The organism is Haladaptatus rarus (genome assembly GCF_054177585.1).
Window position 1 is genome coordinate 338705 of record NZ_JBPEHG010000003.1, and the last position, 17855, is coordinate 356559.

The window sequence follows — 17855 nt, forward strand, 5'->3', positions numbered from 1 at the left end:
GTTTTAACCGCTTCTGCCAAATCATTCCGACAGAGCGCGTCTGCGCGTGAGATAACAATGAGCGACAAACCACACCAAAACTTGGCCGTTATCGGCCACGTCGACCACGGTAAGAGCACGATGGTCGGGCGACTCCTCTTCGAGACGGGGAGCGTACCCGAGCACGTCATCGAACAGCACCGCGAAGAAGCAGAAGAGAAGGGCAAGGGCGGCTTCGAGTTCGCCTACGTGATGGACAACCTCGCCGAAGAGCGAGAGCGTGGTGTCACGATCGACATCGCCCACCAGGAGTTCGACACCGACGAGTACTACTTCACTATCGTCGACTGTCCGGGTCACCGTGACTTCGTGAAGAACATGATCACGGGTGCCTCGCAGGCAGACAACGCGGTTCTCGTCGTCGCAGCCGACGACGGTGTCGCACCCCAGACCCAGGAGCACGTCTTCCTCTCGAAGACGCTGGGTATCAACGAGCTCATCATCGCCATCAACAAGATGGACGTCGTCGACTACGACGAGGGCAAGTACTCCGACGTGAAAGACCAGGTCTCGAAGCTCCTGAAGCAGGTCAACTTCAAGTCCGACGACGCGACGTTCGTCCCCACCTCGGCGTTCGAGGGTGACAACGTCTCCGAGCAATCGGACAACACGCCTTGGTACGACGGCCCGACGCTGCTCCAGGCACTCAACGCACTCGAGGCACCTGAACCGCCAACGGACGCAGACCTCCGTCTACCCATCCAGGACGTCTACACGATCTCCGGTATCGGTACGGTACCGGTCGGACGTATCGAGACGGGTACCCTGAACACGGGCGACAACGTCTCGTTCCAGCCGAGCGACGTCGGTGGCGAGGTCAAGACCATCGAGATGCACCACGAAGAGGTGCCCAAGGCAGAACCCGGTGACAACGTTGGTTTCAACGTGCGCGGAATCGGTAAGGACGACATCCGTCGCGGTGACGTCTGTGGTCCCGCCGACGACCCACCGAAAGTCGCCGAGACGTTCACGGCTCGCATCGTCGTGATGCAGCACCCGAGCGTCATCACGGCTGGCTACACGCCGGTCTTCCACGCCCACACGGCACAGGTCGCCTGTACCATCGAGTCCATCGACGCGAAGATCAACCCGTCCACCGGTGAGATCGCCGAGGAGAACCCGGACTTCATCAAGTCCGGCGACGCCGCGAAGGTTACGGTGCGACCACAGAAGCCACTCAGCATCGAGCCAGCGGGCGAGATTCCGGAGCTCGGCTCCTTCGCTATCCGTGACATGGGCCAGACCGTCGCAGCCGGTCAAGTCCTCGAAGTCAACGAGAAGTAAACGATGCAGCAAGCACGAGTCCGACTCGCAGGAGCCAATCCCGGTGACCTCGACGACATCTGCGACGATGTCCGCGAGATCGCCGAGAAGACCGGCGTCTCACTGAGCGGCCCGATTCCGCTCCCGACGAAGACGCTGGAGATTCCCACCCGCAAGTCGCCCGACGGAGAGGGCACCGCGACGTGGGAACACTGGGAGATGCGCGTCCACAAGCGCCTCATCGACCTCGACGCAGACGAACGGGCGCTTCGTCAGCTGATGCGTATCCAGGTTCCGAACGACGTGAGCATCGAGATCGTTCTCGAGGACTGAGCGACCTACGACGTCGCTGAAAACGAGCGACACCCGCGTCCTCGACCCCCTAATCTTCCTACGTTTTCTCGTCTCGACGAGCACCAGCAGTGGCAGGTCGTTTTTTGTAGTTCCGGTGACTATAACACGTATGCGATTCTCGCGCTCGCCGACGGTACAGACGCTCGTCGTCTTCCTCGTCGTCTTCGCCTTCCAGTCCGCGATCCGGTTCGTCAGTCCCGTCGCGGCGGTCGGGCTGTTCGCGCTCGCGCCCCCGGTCGCGGTGCGCCCGTGGACGCTCCCGCTCAGCGTGTACGCGCACGCCAACCTGGCACATCTCGTCTCGAATGCCATCGCACTGCTGTTCGCAGGGCTGCTGGTCGAGCGCGTGACGACCAGCCTGCGCTTTCACGCCTACTTCCTGTCGGTAGGGATGCTGGCGGCTGTGATGCAGATCTGGGTGGACGGTCTCGTCGGCCCGGCCAATCCCGTTCTGGGAGCCAGCGGCGCGGTGTTCGGTCTGTTCGGCTACCTGCTCGCGGGTAATCCGGTTGCCGACGCGGTGCTCGGTCGGCTTCGCCTCTCTCGCCGCGCCCAGATCGCCGTGGTGCTCGTCCTCGCCGTTGTCGCAACCCTGACCACTGCCGCACCCGGCGTGGCGCTCGTCGCGCATTTCACGGGCTTCGCCGTCGGCATGGTTGCGGGACGGCTTCACATTCTCCGTGTCGAAACACAAGCTACTAATAACGCTCGTCCGGTATGAAATCGTGAGGGCTCGTAGATCAGTGGCAGATCGCTTCCTTCGCAAGGAAGAGGCCCCGGGTTCAAATCCCGGCGAGTCCATTACAACCTTTTACGACGGTCGCATGCAGGAGTGACGACCACGGTGGTCGTCACTCCTGCTGGCTCCCTGTAAAAGGTTGATCAAAAGCACTCCTCCTTCGCTTCACTTCGTTCCGCTCAGTCGTCGGCCCGCTCACTTCGTTCGCGAGAAGTGAAGTCGAACCCTGGCGGTTGATTCATTTGCCTATCGCTCACGTCGTTCGCTACTATCCCTATTGATAGGGTGACTAGTTCACTTTCACTCCGATACGGAGGTTGATGATATAATCTATGAATGATCATCACTATGGGTGACGAAAGTTCGAGCCAGACCGATCTCAGGGAGTGCGGCTGCACCAGCCACTCGACGGATGCGATCAAATCGATCGTAGTCCTCTTCGGTCTACTCGGAATCGCGCTTGCCGTCTCCTTCCGTTAGCGTTGAAGCCAGCATCCTCTTGTGATCTCTTGAAATCGAATTTGCATCATCTTTCAGACTACAACCTGGAAGTTGTTTCCTATCTCCGCTACCGTTTCATACCCGGATTTCGCGTTTTACGTCCTCGTACTATCGGAATTCGACCGACCCGGTTCGACCGACTCGAACGACCGTTTCAGACAGTTGGCCCACAGGTTTCACCTGCTTAGCCGGGTTATAATAAAGCAGGTATGGGTGTTCTATCGAAGTACGCCCGGAGCCCGGGTGTGACAGAAGCGGTCGTGTTCGGCGGTGCCGGAGGCTCTGGTGGCGAGCTGGCCTCTCGCCGTGTTTCGGCCACGCCTCCCACGAAAGTTTGTCGTCGCGGACACGCACCGGCTTTTTCAGATGAACCGAAGCATCGAATAACGACCACCAACGCAACGAATTACGATACCGAAGCGCCGAATAGCGATTTCGATACACGATACGAGCCATGACTGAAGAAACACTCGACGACGTTGACCGAGGAATTCTGCACCTGCTCCAGCAGGACGCTCGCAATATGACGACGACCGAAATGGGCACGGAAGTCGGTGTCTCCGCCAGCACGGTCGGGAACCGACTCCAACGACTGGAAAACGCGGGGATCATCAAGGGGTACCATCCACAGATCGACTACCACGAAGCAGGCTTTCCACTCCGTATCCTCTTCATCTGCACAGCCCCGATTCCGAACCGCGAAGAACTCGCGAAGCAGGCACTCAAAGCCCAGGGCGTAGTGAACGTCAAAGAGACGATAGTCGGTGTCGAGAACCTCCACGTCGAAGCGGTAGCGACGAACCGCGACGACGTGACCGACATCGGGAAGGTGCTCGACGAGATCGGCCTGGAAGTGGTCAACGAAGTGCTCGTCAAGAACGAACACATCCAACCGTTCGACCACTTCGGAGACGGTGAAGTCGACTGATCGGCGACGACCGGTATGTCCGAATCTCTTCAAAATTGGGAAAATACTAGGTTTAAAATCTGATTCGGACAGATTTATCCGGCATATTTATCAATTGTCGAATCCACTACTTCGATATCGGAATGGAACGTACTTCGTACTGTTTACAAGAGGGAGACACCCCGAGTATCGCCGTCGTCAATGCGATAGCGGAACACGAAGGGGCATCGTCCGAGGAGATCGGACAGCAGTTGTACGATGTCATCGACCCGGATGCGCTGGATGCACTCTTCCGACCGCGAGCAGACGGCGAATCTCGGGGGAGTGGCAAGGCGGTGTTCACCTATCGCGGCTATCGAATCACGTACGAAAGCGATGGGTGGATCTACGTCCGTGACGATACTTCCAGTACAGGTTCGTCCACGAAAAGTCCCGCAGACGAGTGATATGCGAACTTCCTGTTGCCGATCGATCACACGAGTCTCGTGAGTTCTGCATCGATCGTCGCAACGTATTCGGTTCTGTCGTAGCCAAGACGCTTCCGCCAGACGTTCTCGTAGGATGGATGTAACAGTGGCAGCACTGTCACGCCCAGTCGGTCACAGTCGATCGGTGAGAGCACTGCTTCGAGAAAGCTATCCAGCGGAATCGATTCGAACTCGAAGAGGATTTTCGTGGCGTGTTTCCCAGTCGGGACGACGACGGCGGGTTCAACCTGTGCGATCTCCGTCCGGAGATGAGCGAAACACCGTTCGAGTTCGGCGTTCCGGGGCTCTCGATTCGACCCATCCTCTCCTTCTGGAAAGCACTTCACCGCATTCGTGAAATACGCGTCGTATCCGAGTTCCTCGAAGAGGACGCGGATCTTTCGCCCCGAGTGACGCGACGTATACGCCATCCCCGTCCAGTTGCCGCCCTGCCATCGCTCTGCGTCGGGCGTTCCAGCACCGGGGGCCTCTCCGATGACCATCACGTCTGCATCCAGTGGCCCGTTCCCCCACGAGATACGGTTTCGACACGCCGCGAGTTCGGCACAGCGTGAGCAGTTCGGTTCGAGGACGTTCTGCGAATCAGCGGCTGGAAAGTCGGGCACGGTCGGAGTAGACGCGGGACCTCCGTCAATCGCTCGGGAGACGTTCGACGACAGATGTCGACTGGGGGAGAAACGATTGGCTAAGGGGGATGGCAGACTGGAGGAGAGATGACTGATCGAGGAAGGATGGCAGGCTGTAGGAGAGACGATTAGCTGTGGCTTCGAAGATGCACTTCGACGCGGAGACCACCCATCTCGCTGTCGGTGGCTCGAACCAACCAGCCGTGGGATTCTGCGATGTCTTTGATGATGCGAAGCCCGAGTTCGGTTCCCGTCTCGCTCGTCGTGTAGCCCCGTTCGAATAGACGGTCGTGGTCACCGTCGACACCCGTGCCATCGTCTTCGACGTAGAATCCGTGGAAGGACTCACCTATACCGACGTTCACGATGATGCCGTCGCCGCTCCCGTCAGTCGAGAGCCGACCGTTCGTCGAGTCGTACTCCGCGACGTCTGGCGAATCCCGGTCGGCGGTCGAACCGTGCTCCACTGCATTGCGAAAGAGGTTCTCGAACAACCGCAAGACCCGTGAGCGGTCGCCCGACACCTTCTCGGGGAGGCTGCCGAGCGCGAGCGACGCATCTCTGGTCTCGACCATCTGCCATGCCTCCTCGACGACTGTCGAGAGACACATCGGTTCGGGCTTCCAGACAGTTCGGCCCTGTTCGGCCAGTTCGACCGTCTCACTGACTCGTTCTTCGACGCGGTCGAGCGCTTTTCGAAGCGGTTCGATGTGGTCGCTGTCACACGTCTCTTGGAGCAGTCGAGCGCGCCCATCGGCCACTTCGAGCGGATTCCGGAGGTCGTGGCTGAGAACGCTCACGAACTCGTCCAATCGCTCGTTCTGGTGCTGGAGTTCTCGCTCACGGCGTTTTTGCTGCGTGATGTCGGTGTAGATGACGAATCCGTCGGCATCCTCGTTCGGTGCCTGAACAGTATGAAGCAAGAAATCCCGCGTTCCGTCTGCGGTGTAGCGCCGCACCTCCTGGCCGGACACGTGCTTGCCATCACGCATCTGCTCGTTGATGGCTCTCGCTTCGTCCGTCGCGTCCTGTGGGACGATGAGGTCATCGATGGATTCGCCGGTGATCTCGTCGGCTTTCCAGCCGAAGACGGATTCGAACGTCGGATTCGCTTCGTGGATGATGGGGTCGATGTCCCTAAACTTCCCGACGCCGATGGCGTGGGGGATGTTCCGGAACAGCGCGGCGAACTTATCGCGCTCGTCGCGTAGCTCCTCCTCGGAACCGATCCGGTCGAGCGCCGCCGCAACGTGCGCCAACAGGAGTTCGGCGAGTTCGCGGTCGCGTTCGTCGAACCCGTCGAGTTCCCGAGAGACGGCCTGAAACACGCCGTGATCGTCGATAGGGATGGTCAACGACGAGCGGTAGTCGCTCTCCGCCGGGACGGCCTCGCAACTCTGCAGGTCGTTGATGTGCATGGTCTCTCCCTCACGGAACGCTCGTGCTGCGAGATTATCCTCGGCATAGACGGGTGTCGCACGGTAGTAGCCGTCCTCGGATGTTCCTTCCGAGACGGCCTTCGGGACGAGTTCCGCCCCCTCACAGAGGCTCAGGTCACAGATATCGAACGCGAGGATCTCCTCGGCTGCCTCGACCGCCAACTCACAGAGCGTCGTTCGGTCGCTACAAGTTGCTGCGCGGGCCGCCGTCTGATGAAGTGCCTCTATCTTGTTGCCTGTCTCGCGGAGTTCGACCAGCGCCTCTGTCTGTGAGATCGCGTTCTCGATGCGATTCGCTAGCACCTCGTAGTGGTCGGTGCCGCGCTCTTTCTGGAGATAGTCGGTGACACCGGCAGAGATGGCTTCGCTCGCGATCTCCTCGCTCCCTCTCCCGGTGTAGAGGATGAACGGCAGGTCTTCGTATATCCCCCGCACAGCTTCGAACAGTTCCAACCCATCCATCGAGGGCATGTTGTAGTCGGAGACGATACAGTCGAACTCGGTATCGCCGTCCTTGACGAGTGACAGTCCCTCTGGTGCCGCCGTAACGGTTTGTATCTCGAAATCCTCGTTGATGCGACGAAGGTACTCGGCGGCGACGTCCGCCAGCCCCGGCTCGTCGTCGATCATGAGGATCCGTTTCACACCTATCATCTATCCCTCTCATAACAGCTATCAGGTATAAATCCCACGAGAGTTTGTTTACCTCCGTTCGACAAGAAATTATTTCGCCACATTTCCGGAGGATATATGTCGCCCCGAGAAGGATCGGGGTGATTAATTAACGTTCTTAAAATCGCATCACTCTTCGACCACTTCGATACCGCGGTTATTCACCGCGTTCGGATCGAGACCCACCTCTTCGAGGAACTGTTTGTACTCGCGTTCGCACGCTTCGGCGTCTGCTTGTTTGTCGCTGGCGCGGTCACAAAGCGCCACGAGATCTTCCGGCACGTCGTTCGTGTAAACTATCCAATGGTTTATGAGGTCAGAGAGTCGTCGGATCGGACTGGTGAAGTGGCCGTAGATCTCGAAGTTCAGTGCGTGGTGGCCACCGAATGGGTCGCTCATATACCGAGCACGGGGCATCACCTTCATCACGGCCCACTGGATCTTGTCGAGTTGACGCGGTGGTGCTTCCTCTAGCGTCGCGTTGACCGCCTTTCGCGGGTCGTCCCACGTGCTTCCCGGGATCGAGACGCCGTCTAAATCCTGTATCTCTTGAAGAGCCTCGCTCCACTCGTCGGGCGTCGGTTGCGGGTGGACGCGGTACATCGCCTCGACGCCGCGACCCCACATCAGTTCGTGCGTGACCGCCTTGTTCGCTTTCAGCATCGACTCCTCGATGATAGTGTGCGCGCGGTCGCGTCGGGGGTTCAATACGAGACTGCCGTCTTCCTTGCGCTGTTCGTGCATCTGGTCTGCGAGCTTGAAAGAGAGCTTACACTCCTCGTGTAGCGGCGCCTCCTCGTCGTCGATCCGGTTTTCCGCCTGCGAGTAGGTGAGTCGCTCGTCGCTCTGGATGACGGATTTGTAGATGTCGATGGTCTCGTACGAGAGCGTCTCTTTGTCCAGATGCATCTCGACGGTGTGCGCGAGGCGGTCTTCGTTCGGGACGAGCGAACAGACCGTCTCGGCCAGCATCGGCGGGAGCATGTGGATGGTGTAAGCAGGCAGATACACCGTGTTCCCCCGCTTGACTGCCTCTTCCCACATGTTCGACTCGGGATGGACGTAGTGGGTTACGTCGGCGATGTGAACCCAGAGGACGTACTCGTCGTCGCGCTCTTCGATGGAGATGGCGTCGTCGAAGTCCTGTGCATCGACGGGGTCGGTGGTCCACGTCGTCATGTCGCGCAGGTCTTCTCGTTCGTCGACTTCGTCCTGTATCTCCTGTTGGATGCCCTCGGTTCGTTTCTCCGCCTCGGTCATCACGGCCTTCGGAAACCCGTCTCGAATCTCGAACTTCTCGAACAACTGTTCGCGCTTGTCATCGAGTCGTTGGGCGAGTTCGGGCGAGATTTCGACCGGCCCTTGGCCTTCAGCCGTCCCGGCCTCGGCCTGTGCGTCGCTCGTCATGGCCGCCTCTAAGGGAGTCGGCAAGTTAGTCGTATCGACTGGTCAGCCTTCTCGCTCTTCCAACGGTCCGTAGCGGTCGCGGACGGCGGTTTCGTACCGGGCGAAAAATTCGTCCTGATCGACAGTTCCGGCGTCGATCTCTACGAGGATGGTCTCCAGTTCGTCGCGCGGTTGGTGACAGAGGTCGCGGTGACACGCCTTACAGAGGTGTTCGAACGTCTTTCCGTTTCGTTCCCACCGATTTCCCTCCTTGTCGTACTCGCGGGCCGCAGTGCGTTCGACGGCGTCGCCACACGCGATGCAGACGACCGACTTCTTCTCCCGGTTCCGCCGGGAACCCCACATATCATCCCCTTCGACCCCCTCCCACTTCGCCCTTTCCCTGGTGTGGCGACTCCGCCGAGAGACCCTCTCGAGAGACCTCCTCCGGATGACTTTCCAGAGAGAATACACCGCGAGACTACACCGTGAACTCGTACAGGTCGTCGCCGACGAAGTGGATCGATTCGACGACCTTCCCCGAGTCACCGACCATGTCATCACCGGTCGTCTTCGCACGTCCGATGGCGAGCACTTTCCCGTGGGTCTCTTCCGCGATGGCGACGAGGTCACCGGACTCGATATCGTCGTCGGCCTCGACGATACCGGGGCGCATCACGTCTGCCCCGTCGCTGACGAACGACACGGCCCCCGCGTCCACTGTGACGATCCGACTCGTCGGCGGGTATTCGTTCGCTCCCTGTACCGTGAGAAACGGGTCGTCGTCGACGTAGACGACGACCGGGTCACCATCGACGAGCACGAGGTCGAATTCGGTACCCTCCAACTCGACGAGTTCGTAGGTGTCTGCATCGAGTTCGACCCCGAGGGAGTTTGCGAGTGCGTCTTCTATCTCTCTGACCCCGTCGCTTCGAAGGTGGTGACGAGATTTGACTTGCATACCCGCAGGTGTGTCGTTTTCAGCCATAAACCCACCCGTTTTCGGCGACCCTTCGTCCCGTCGTGAGGTCAGTCGTCCCCGCTCTCGTCAACGTTCTCGTCGCCGTTTTTGGCTTCGTTCCCGTCGCTGGTCTCGCCGTTTCCTTCACCGTAGCGTTCGACGGCCATCTCGAACCCTTCGCGGGCGAGTTCGTAGGTCGTCCGGAGATCGTCGATGGGCGTCTCGGTCGCATCGACCCGGAGGTCGTCGTAGTACGGTTCCATCTCACGGTCTTCCGTCGTCTCGACCAACAGGGCGGCACTCTGGACGTGGAGTTCCTCTCGCTTGTCGCCTCCCTCCGCCTGTCCTGCTGCCAACGCGTCGATGAGTCGTTCCGCGAGTGGCGCGTCCCTGTCGCCGTTCTCGTACGCGCTGGCGGTTTCGTCGATGACGGACTCGCCAGCCAGCAGATTCCCTGCGACGGTGTAGTTCTCCCCTTCGGCGTGTCCGAACCACCCGTTGGACTCCTCGCCGGAGAACGTGAACGTTCCGTCAGCATCCACGCCGTGGAGTTGGCGCTGTTCTGCGCCATCGTCGGCGTTGAGGAGTGATTGCAGGGCGTCGTCCACTGCGAGGCCGTCGTCCAGATACTCGACACCTTTGCGTCCCAGTTCGACGTTGACGAGGCTCTGGGTGGCGACCGCACCGTTCTCGCTTGCGAACGGACACAGCGTCCCGACCGCCGCCAGTCGCGTCGTGACGGCGACACCGAACCGATGTTGGTCGGTTCCGTCTTCGTCGACGTACGCCTCTCTGACACAGATACTGAACGTCATGTATCGGAACAGGGAGTGTGCCGGCAAAAAAGTCTGTTTCGCGGCGAACTACTTTCGAATTCCGAACGTCTGACGTAAGAACTATACTCGTTCGATGGCCCCATCTTTCTATGGGTTTCATGAGTAAGATTCTCGGCGACGGCCCATCCGGAAGCGTCGAGGATTACGTCGAACTCGACCTGGATGACTTCGAGACTGCCACAGATGAAGCGACGACGAGTGTCCACATCGCCGAAGTCGGCGGCCAACAGGACGTTATCGCTATCAAGGACGCCGTCTACGATGGTGATCTCGTCATCGCCGACATCACACGTCTCCGAACCGAAGATACGACTGTCGAGCGGATCATCGACGAACTACAACAGGTCGCCCGCGAGGTGGATGGCGACATCGTTCAAAAAGGCGACGACCAACTCATCGTGACGCCATCGGGCGTCCACATCAGTCGACAGAAACTCGGACGGAATTAGACGTTGTCCGGCGTGTCGGCCTTATCCTCGACAGTTCGCTTCAGCGAGTCACGACGCGCTTTGGCATCGCGTCCGGTCGCTTCGAGAAGGAACTCGTTCTTCTTGCTGACCGCGTCCGCTGCCGCATCAGCGTTCCCTTCCGCGATGACGTCCTCGGCAGGGCGCTCTTCGAAGTGAACGGCGAGTTTGTCCTTCTTGCCGCTGTACGACGCTGCACCTGCGATGATGCGCTCGAACACGGGGTTGTCGGGTTCTTCGACCACGTACAGTTCGTGACCGTTGAACTCCTCCGTGCCCGACACTGTCCCGAAATAGTCTTCGATACTCGCTTTCAGGTCTGGCATTCGGTCTTCGAGGTGCTCGCCGCGTCGCATCTTGTATTCTTTCATGGGTTGGCACCAGATTGGAGGGGTGGATGTTTACCCTTTTCGCGTCACGATTACTCTCGTTCGCTGAGATAGCCGCGACGACATTCCGGACAGATGTCTCCTGCGCGGAGTGACGACCCCGCTGCTTCGCTAAGCTGTCCACACTCGGGGCAGACGAGTTCGGCACTCGGATTCGAATGGGATGCCTGATCGGGACTGGGCGCTTCTCGCGCGCGGGTGAAACCAGTGTCCGTCTGCGGCTCCGATCGTGTCGTCCTGACGAATCCCGTCTCTTCCTGAGGTTCTGCTTCCACGTACTCGGTTTCGTCGTCTACCTCGGGTGCGCTTTCCGGGGTCAGACTGCCGCCGAAACTCACGTCGGCTTCGCCGCCGTCGCCCGGTTCGGCGCTGAATCCTTCGTCTTCCTTGCCCGTATCCGGCCACTCGGTCGACCCGCGAGCGGTGTCGTCGACGTTCGTGTCGTCCGGGTCGGGCCACTCGCCGTGCTCCCGGTTAGCGGCGTCCTCGTCGTCATCGTCGTCTTCGAGGATGATTCCGTCGTCTTCTTCCGCGCTCTCCGGCGGTTCGAAGCTATCGTCGTTGAAGCCGACCGGTTCCGGTTCCTGCTGTTCGACCGGTTCGGGCGTCGGTTCTCTCTCGTCCGGTTCTCGACTCTCGATCGGTTCGGGTGTCGGTTCCGGTTCCTCCAGTGCGGTCACTTCCTTGTTCTCGCTGACGACCTGCTGGTCGCCACAGCGCGCACACTCTTGGAACTCCCGAACCGTCACCACTACTTCGTTGCCTTGTTCTTCTCGCTCGCGCTCGATTTCGGACTCGCCGTAATCGTGCCCCAGCAGCGAACACCTGAGACCCATTGAGTGTGGGTTATTTTCACGGGATGATAAAAGGGTACTGCTTTTTCACGGCGTCAGCCGAAATTTTCCATCTTCGCCGTGTCGGGGTTGTGACCAGTCGCTGACAGCACGTTGCTCGCTTCGTCGATGAAATCGGCGAAGCCGTAGACGAACACCTGCCCCTTCGCGTCCGAAAGCAGTTCGCGTACCTCGTCGTTGTCTCCGAGCGATTCGGCGGTGACGAGCACGGTCGTACCCTCGGATTCGAGTTCGCGGAGACGGTCTTCGTGGGCCGGTTCGTCGTCCCGGTAGACGACGATTGCCTCACCGCCATCCGCGACCGCGCGCTCTGCGATGCCGACTGCGGGGCCGATACCCGGCCCCCCCGCGAGCACGACGACGCGAGACTCCCCTTCGTAGTAGGAGCGTCCGAACGGCCCGGCCACCTCCACGGCGTCTCCCTGGTCGCGCGCGGCGAGCCACGGGCTGAGATCTCCCTCCGGGTCGATGCCGACCGTCATCTCGAACGTCTCCGCCGTGTCGGGTGACGAGAGCGTGTAATGGCGGGAAATCTCCTCGCCATCGACGGTGCCGGTCACCTTCAGGAACTGCCCCGGTTGGGCGTCGAACTCCGGCGGCGATTCGAAGACGAGGGCGACCGTGTCCGGGCCGACCGTCCGTACCGCTCGCACTGCGACCTCGGTGTTATCCATGCGGGTCTGTTTGGCTGTCCGGCACAAATCCCTTCTTGTCTCGCCTCGTTTCGGGCGGTCTCACTGGAACTGCTTCAGAAGGCTTTTGATTTGCCACCGGGTAGCCTAGCAACGATGCAAGACCTGAACTGGGCCATCGGCGGGGAAGCCGGCGATGGAATCGATTCGACCGGGAAAATCTTCGCAACGGCCCTTTCCCGCGCGGGGCGACACGTCTTCACGTCGAAGGACTTCGCCTCTCGCATCCGGGGTGGGTACACTGCGTACAAGATCCGGTCGTCTACCGACCGAGTCGAGAGCGTCGTCGACCGACTGGATATACTCGTTGCGCTGACACAGCGAACCATCGACGAGAATCTCGATGAGCTGCACGAGGACAGCGTCATCATCTACGACGGGGAGCGCACGGAGATGGAGGACGTTGACATCCCCGACGAGATGACCGGGCTGTCCGTTCCACTTCGCCGACTCGCCGAGGACGCGGGTGGCGCGATCATGCAGAACATCGTCGCGCTCGGCGCGGCCTGTGAAGTGACGAACTTCCCGATCGAGAATCTCGACAGCGCACTCGACAAGAAGTTCGGCGCGAAAGGTGAAGCGATCGTCGAAAACAACAAGGAGGCCGCGCGCTTCGGACAGGAGTTCGTCCAGGAGGAGTACGACCACGACTTCGCCTACGACATCGACACCACGGACAACGACTACGTCCTGCTCAACGGCGACGAAGCCATCGGCATGGGCGCCATCGCCGCTGGCTGTCGCTTCTACTCCGGTTACCCCATCACGCCCGCGACCAACGTGATGGAGTATCTGACGGGCCGCATCGACCACTTCGGTGGTACCGTGATGCAGGCAGAAGACGAACTGTCCGCCATCAACATGGCGCTCGGCGCAGCGCGTGCGGGCGCACGCTCAATGACGGCGACGTCCGGTCCGGGTATCGATCTGATGACCGAGACGTTCGGTCTCGTCGCACAGAGCGAGACGCCGCTCGTCATCGTGGACGTGATGCGCTCCGGTCCCTCGACCGGGATGCCGACCAAGCAAGAACAGGGCGACCTGAACATGACGCTGTACGGCGGTCACGGCGAGATTCCGCGGTTCGTCGTCGCGCCGACGACCATCTCGGAGTGTTTCCACAAGACCATCGAGGCGTTCAACTTCGCCGAGAAGTACCAGACGCCCGTCTTCCTGCTCGCCGATCTCGCCATGGCGGTCACCGAACAGACGTTCGTGCCCGAGGAGTTCGACATGGACGCCGTCGAGATCGACCGCGGGAAGGTCGTCGACGAAGACGAGATCGAAGCGTGGACGGACGAACAAGATCGCTTCCAGCCACACTTCCCGACCGCCGACGGGGTCAGCCCCCGAGCATTCCCCGGCACGACGGGTGGCGCACACATGTCGACCGGTCTCGAACACAACGCGCTCGGTCGTCGGACGGAAGACACCGAGATCCGCGTCGAGCAGGTGGACAAGCGAAACCGCAAGGTCGAGACGGCACGCGAGGAAGAAGACTGGAGTCCGCGCGAGTTCGGCGATTCGGACGCGGACACGCTCGTCATCACGTGGGGTTCGAACGAAGGTGCGCTGCGCGAGGCGAACAACTACCTCGAAGCGGACGACGTCAGCGTTCGATTCCTCTCGGTTCCCTACATCTTCCCACGCCCCGACCTGAGCGAGGACATTGAGGCTGCGGAGAAGACCATCGTGGTCGAATGTAACGCGACGGGCCAGTTCGCAGACCTCATCGAACACGACACGCTTACGCGCGTCGACCGGATCAACAAGTACAACGGTGTCAGGTTCAAGGCGGATGAACTGGCAGACGAAATCAAAGCGAAACTCGAAGAGGAGGTAACAGCATGAGCTCGGACGTTCGATTCACCGACTTCAAGTCGGACAAGCAACCCACGTGGTGCCCCGGTTGCGGGGACTTCGGGACGATGAACGGGATGATGAAGGCACTCGCCGAAACCGGCAACAGCCCCGACGACACGTTCGTCGTCGCCGGTATCGGCTGTTCCGGTAAGATCGGGACGTTCATGCACTCGTACGCCATCCACGGCGTTCACGGGCGCGCGCTCCCGGTCGGTACGGGCGTCAAACTTGCCAACCCCGACCTCGAAGTGATGGTCGCGGGTGGCGACGGTGACGGCTACTCCATCGGTGTCGGTCACTTCATCCACGCAGTTCGCCGGAACGTGGACATGTCCTACGTCGTCATGGACAACCGTATCTACGGGCTGACGAAGGGACAGGCCTCGCCGACCAGCCGCGAGGACTTCGAGACGAGCACGACGCCGGAAGGCCCGAAACAGCCCCCCGTCAACCCGCTCGCGCTCGCGCTGTCGGCTGGCGCGACGTTCATCGCCCAGTCGTTCTCGACCGACGCACAGCGTCACGCCGAGATCGTCCAGAAGGCCATCGAACACGACGGCTTCGGCTTCGTGAACGTCTTCTCACCCTGTGTCACGTTCAACGACGTGGACACCTACGACTACTTCCGCGACTCCATCGTCGATCTGGCGGACGAAGACCACGACTCGTCGGATTACGACTCGGCCAAGGACAAGATCTTAGACGCCAGCAAGGAGTATCAGGGCGTCATCTACCAGGACGAAGATAGCGTCCCGTACCACGAACTCCACGGTATCGAGGGTAACATGTCCGAGATTCCGGACGGCGCGCCCGAGGGCGCGATGGATCTCGTGCGCGAGTTCTACTGAGACGCGAAGATCTTCGTTTCGTTTTCTTTCGGTCGGTGCGATTCGTCAGCGTCGCGTCTGCGAAGATTCGATGGTCAGCGTCGCGGTTACGGACGATGCGCTGTAGAGTAACCGACGCTGCCGAGAATGTGGAGAGCAGTTCGTCGGGTCACCCGCACAGGTGTCTCGGACTACTCTGGAGATCGACAAGATATCTTATTTTCACAGTATGAAACACGGTCACAGATGAACTTTCTCTCGACATGTCGCCTTCGTGTATCGAAATCGCCGTATCGAACAATTTCTGACCCACTCCTTACGACGAAAATCCGTCGCTCAGCGCGTTTGCGCCTGTTTTTTATGATATGACCAGTAACACCGTGTAGAGATGACTGCGGACACACGTGACATCGTCGTTGTCGGTGGCATGGGGTGCCAGTTTGCCCCGCTGATTGTCTTCCGTGAATGCCACGACACTGACGACATCCGTGAAACCACTAACGACGGTTCGGTCGCCGACCATCCGGTTCGAGTTCCCGAAACAGAAGAACTGCCCCCGTCTTTCGACTGCGAGGCCGCACTATGACCGACCACTACGACGTTATCGTCGCTGGTGCCGGTCCGGCAGGCGCACAGTGTGCGCGAGACATCGCCCAGCGTGGGCACGATGTTCTCGTCCTCGAAGCCGAGTCCGAAGACGAGTTCCCACGCCAGAGCAACAAATCCACGGCAGGGACGTTCGCGTCGATGATGGCGGCGTTCGGGATTCCCGACGAGGTCGTGATGAACTACACCGACAACGTCGTCCTCGAATCGCCCAACGACTACTACCCACAGGCGCAACCAGGTGCCGTCCTCGAATTCGCCGATTTCAAGCGGTATCTGGTTGCAGACGGTCGAGAGGAGGGTGCCGAGTACTGGTTCGACGCGCGCGTCTCGAAACCCGTGATGGAGGGGGGCGAGATCGTCGGCGTTAGATACGGCGGGAACCAGGAAGTGTACGGTGACATCATCATCGACGCGACCGGGCCGAGCGCACCACTGGCAAAGAGTCTCGACGTGAGCGACCTCAAGCGGGAGAACCAGGCCATCGGTATCGAGTACGAGATGGAGGGAATCGATATCGACCACGAGGGGTACGCCGACCTCACCGACGCGATGATGCTCCGCCTGGATCACGACATCGCTCCGGGTGGTTACTCGTGGATCTTCCACACCGGCGGGGACACCGCGAAGGTCGGTCTCTGCTACATCCAGAACGAGAGCCATCACGAGTTCGCGAAGGATGGGATGAGTATCGACGACTATCTCCAGTACTGGCTCGACAGCGACCCCCGGTTCGAGAACGCAGAACGCATCGCTGGGAAACAGCACCGTGGCTCCGCGCACATCCAGATGCCCGGTGATCTGAGTACGGACAACTTCATGGCCATCGGCGATACCGTGCCGACCATCGACCCGCTCTGGGGCGAGGGTATCCACGTCGGGATGAAATCCGGTCGCGCCGCGGCGATAACGGCCGATCGGTGTCTCATGTCCGAAGAGAGCGATACGTCCGCGGAGAACATGGCCATCTACGACGATCTCTGGCACGAGGACGTCGCTCCCAACATGCGGGCGCGGCTGTGGATGACTCGATTGTTGTATCTCGCCACGAACGACCGCTACGACACCCTGATGCGGGACTTGAAACGACTGGACGGTGGAACACTGAGTAACGCGAACGCCGGAGACCTTCAGGAACTCTCGAAGCTATTCCATCTGAACGACATCCCCCTTCTGACGCGGTTCGCCAGAGAACGGCTCGGCTGGTAGCGGTTTTCGTCGCTAGTACGTTCCAGTACAAATCAGTATATTCAGTACATTTCAGAGCAGGCAGGACAACGAGTACAACACAGTAGCTATCGTGGCGTTCCAGTAGACGCTACAGCGGCAGTGCGATGACTCCGGCACCCAGTCCCAGGGTGAGCAACAACCGGCCGACGCTCCCCGTGAACGTGGCCGCGGCGAACTTCAGGTAGTCTTCTTCGAGGATAGAGAAGGCGTAGATGGAAATCGTATCCGGGAAGAACGGAACACAGAGCGCCAGCGCCAGTCCGAGGTATCCCCACTTCCGGGCGAGCGAGACGGTCTTTTTCTCCGACCATTCGACGACGTCGAACCGCGAGCGACGGAGTGCCCGGATGACCGGCCCGGACTGTTTCGCTTCCTGTCCGATGTGGAACGCGAAGACGCTTCCAGCGGCTTTGCCGAGACCGCTGACGAGGATGATGAGCGAGTACTCTCCGATAGCACCGAGACCGATGTCGAGGGGGGCGAGTAACACGACCTCACTGGGGAGCGGGAGGATGAAGGAGATGAGAAACGAGTAGATGGCGATTATCAGGAGTCCGACCCAGCCGGTGGCATTCTCGACGGCTTCCGCCAACCATCCGAACGAACTGAGGACGACACCGTCCGTGGCGAGGTCGGCGAGGGGAACGAGCGAGACGAAAATCTCGGACACAAACGTTGTTCGGGTGTAGACCGATGTAAACTTTAACATCCCAGAA

General features: G+C 60.0%; 20 protein-coding genes and 1 tRNA gene. 11 read left to right on the forward strand and 10 right to left on the reverse strand.

Annotation, left to right across the window (positions count from 1 at the left end; genetic code table 11):
* Positions 1–57 precede the first annotated feature (57 nt).
* The 6 genes from tuf to ACR3FE_RS10705 all read left to right on the forward strand — a co-directional run bounded on the left by tuf (position 58) and on the right by ACR3FE_RS10705 (position 4249).
* Positions 58–1323: a translation elongation factor EF-1 subunit alpha gene (gene tuf / locus ACR3FE_RS10680; RefSeq protein ID WP_458207087.1), complete on the forward strand. Its 1266-nt coding sequence runs from the start codon at positions 58–60 to the stop codon at positions 1321–1323.
* 3 nt (positions 1324–1326) lie between these two features.
* Positions 1327–1635 (forward strand): 30S ribosomal protein S10, encoded by a 309-nt coding sequence (rpsJ, locus tag ACR3FE_RS10685; protein ID WP_227355580.1) that lies wholly within the window; start codon positions 1327–1329, stop codon positions 1633–1635.
* A 130-nt stretch (positions 1636–1765) separates the two neighbouring features.
* Positions 1766–2377 (forward strand): rhomboid family intramembrane serine protease, encoded by a 612-nt coding sequence (locus ACR3FE_RS10690; RefSeq protein ID WP_458207088.1) that lies wholly within the window; start codon positions 1766–1768, stop codon positions 2375–2377.
* 8 nt (positions 2378–2385) lie between these two features.
* Positions 2386–2457 (forward strand) — tRNA-Ala (locus ACR3FE_RS10695).
* Positions 2458–3350: 893 nt separating this feature from the next.
* Entirely contained in the window at positions 3351–3824 is a 474-nt protein-coding gene (locus tag ACR3FE_RS10700; RefSeq protein WP_458207089.1) for an Lrp/AsnC family transcriptional regulator, read from the forward strand.
* Between the two features lie 122 nt (positions 3825–3946).
* Positions 3947–4249 carry a HalOD1 output domain-containing protein gene (locus ACR3FE_RS10705; RefSeq protein ID WP_458207090.1) on the forward strand — a complete coding sequence of 101 codons (303 nt, stop codon included), beginning with the start codon at positions 3947–3949 and terminating at the stop codon, positions 4247–4249.
* Positions 4250–4275: 26 nt separating this feature from the next.
* Here ACR3FE_RS10705 and ACR3FE_RS10710 read toward each other — a convergent pair whose 3' ends face one another.
* The 6 genes from ACR3FE_RS10710 to ACR3FE_RS10735 form a co-directional block, all read right to left on the reverse strand.
* Complete coding sequence (locus tag ACR3FE_RS10710; protein WP_458207091.1) at positions 4276–4896, reverse strand: uracil-DNA glycosylase; 621 nt, start codon at positions 4894–4896, stop codon at positions 4276–4278.
* Positions 4897–5045: 149 nt separating this feature from the next.
* Positions 5046–7010: a response regulator gene (locus tag ACR3FE_RS10715; protein WP_458207092.1), complete on the reverse strand. Its 1965-nt coding sequence runs from the start codon at positions 7008–7010 to the stop codon at positions 5046–5048.
* A 147-nt stretch (positions 7011–7157) separates the two neighbouring features.
* Entirely contained in the window at positions 7158–8435 is a 1278-nt protein-coding gene (locus tag ACR3FE_RS10720) for a ribonuclease catalytic domain-containing protein (protein ID WP_458207093.1), read from the reverse strand.
* Between the two features lie 42 nt (positions 8436–8477).
* Positions 8478–8780, reverse strand: a complete 303-nt coding sequence (locus ACR3FE_RS10725; RefSeq protein WP_458207094.1) for a DUF7562 family protein — start codon at positions 8778–8780, stop codon at positions 8478–8480.
* Positions 8781–8895: 115 nt separating this feature from the next.
* A complete protein-coding gene (locus ACR3FE_RS10730) occupies positions 8896–9375 on the reverse strand; it encodes an RNA-binding protein (RefSeq protein ID WP_458207096.1) in 480 nt (159 codons plus the stop codon).
* 68 nt (positions 9376–9443) lie between these two features.
* Complete coding sequence (locus ACR3FE_RS10735) at positions 9444–10190, reverse strand: DUF1028 domain-containing protein (protein WP_458207097.1); 747 nt, start codon at positions 10188–10190, stop codon at positions 9444–9446.
* Between the two features lie 110 nt (positions 10191–10300).
* Here ACR3FE_RS10735 and ACR3FE_RS10740 point away from each other — a divergent pair, with 110 nt between their 5' ends.
* Positions 10301–10660 carry a cell division protein SepF gene (locus tag ACR3FE_RS10740; protein WP_458207098.1) on the forward strand — a complete coding sequence of 120 codons (360 nt, stop codon included), beginning with the start codon at positions 10301–10303 and terminating at the stop codon, positions 10658–10660.
* On the opposite strand, the gene ACR3FE_RS10745 is transcribed toward ACR3FE_RS10740, so the two are convergent.
* The 3 genes from ACR3FE_RS10745 to ACR3FE_RS10755 are packed head-to-tail and all read right to left on the reverse strand — an operon-like array spanning position 10657 to position 12595.
* Positions 10657–11049, reverse strand: a complete 393-nt coding sequence (locus tag ACR3FE_RS10745; protein ID WP_458207099.1) for a DUF5611 family protein — start codon at positions 11047–11049, stop codon at positions 10657–10659. The two genes, ACR3FE_RS10740 and ACR3FE_RS10745, sit on opposite strands and share 4 nt — an antisense overlap.
* Positions 11050–11099: 50 nt before the next feature.
* Positions 11100–11903: a DUF7093 family protein gene (locus ACR3FE_RS10750; RefSeq protein WP_458207100.1), complete on the reverse strand. Its 804-nt coding sequence runs from the start codon at positions 11901–11903 to the stop codon at positions 11100–11102.
* A gap of 53 nt (positions 11904–11956) precedes the next feature.
* Positions 11957–12595, reverse strand: coding sequence for an FAD-dependent oxidoreductase (locus tag ACR3FE_RS10755; RefSeq protein ID WP_458207101.1), 639 nt, complete (start codon positions 12593–12595; stop codon positions 11957–11959).
* Positions 12596–12709: 114 nt separating this feature from the next.
* On the opposite strand from ACR3FE_RS10755, the gene ACR3FE_RS10760 reads away from it, so the two are divergent.
* The 4 genes from ACR3FE_RS10760 (at position 12710) to ACR3FE_RS10775 (ending at position 17118) form a co-directional block, all read left to right on the forward strand.
* A complete protein-coding gene (locus tag ACR3FE_RS10760; RefSeq protein ID WP_458207102.1) occupies positions 12710–14464 on the forward strand; it encodes a 2-oxoacid:acceptor oxidoreductase subunit alpha in 1755 nt (584 codons plus the stop codon).
* Positions 14461–15324 carry a 2-oxoacid:ferredoxin oxidoreductase subunit beta gene (locus ACR3FE_RS10765; RefSeq protein ID WP_458185292.1) on the forward strand — a complete coding sequence of 288 codons (864 nt, stop codon included), beginning with the start codon at positions 14461–14463 and terminating at the stop codon, positions 15322–15324. The genes ACR3FE_RS10760 and ACR3FE_RS10765 overlap by 4 nt, the downstream gene beginning before the upstream one ends.
* A gap of 367 nt (positions 15325–15691) precedes the next feature.
* Positions 15692–15889, forward strand: a complete 198-nt coding sequence (locus ACR3FE_RS10770) for a hypothetical protein (protein WP_458207103.1) — start codon at positions 15692–15694, stop codon at positions 15887–15889.
* Positions 15886–17118, forward strand: a complete 1233-nt coding sequence (locus ACR3FE_RS10775; protein ID WP_458207104.1) for a digeranylgeranylglycerophospholipid reductase — start codon at positions 15886–15888, stop codon at positions 17116–17118. Before ACR3FE_RS10770 ends, ACR3FE_RS10775 begins: the two co-directional genes overlap by 4 nt.
* A gap of 109 nt (positions 17119–17227) precedes the next feature.
* Here ACR3FE_RS10775 and ACR3FE_RS10780 read toward each other — a convergent pair whose 3' ends face one another.
* Positions 17228–17809, reverse strand: a complete 582-nt coding sequence (locus ACR3FE_RS10780) for a YqaA family protein (protein WP_458207106.1) — start codon at positions 17807–17809, stop codon at positions 17228–17230.
* Between the last annotated feature and the right edge of the window lie 46 nt (positions 17810–17855).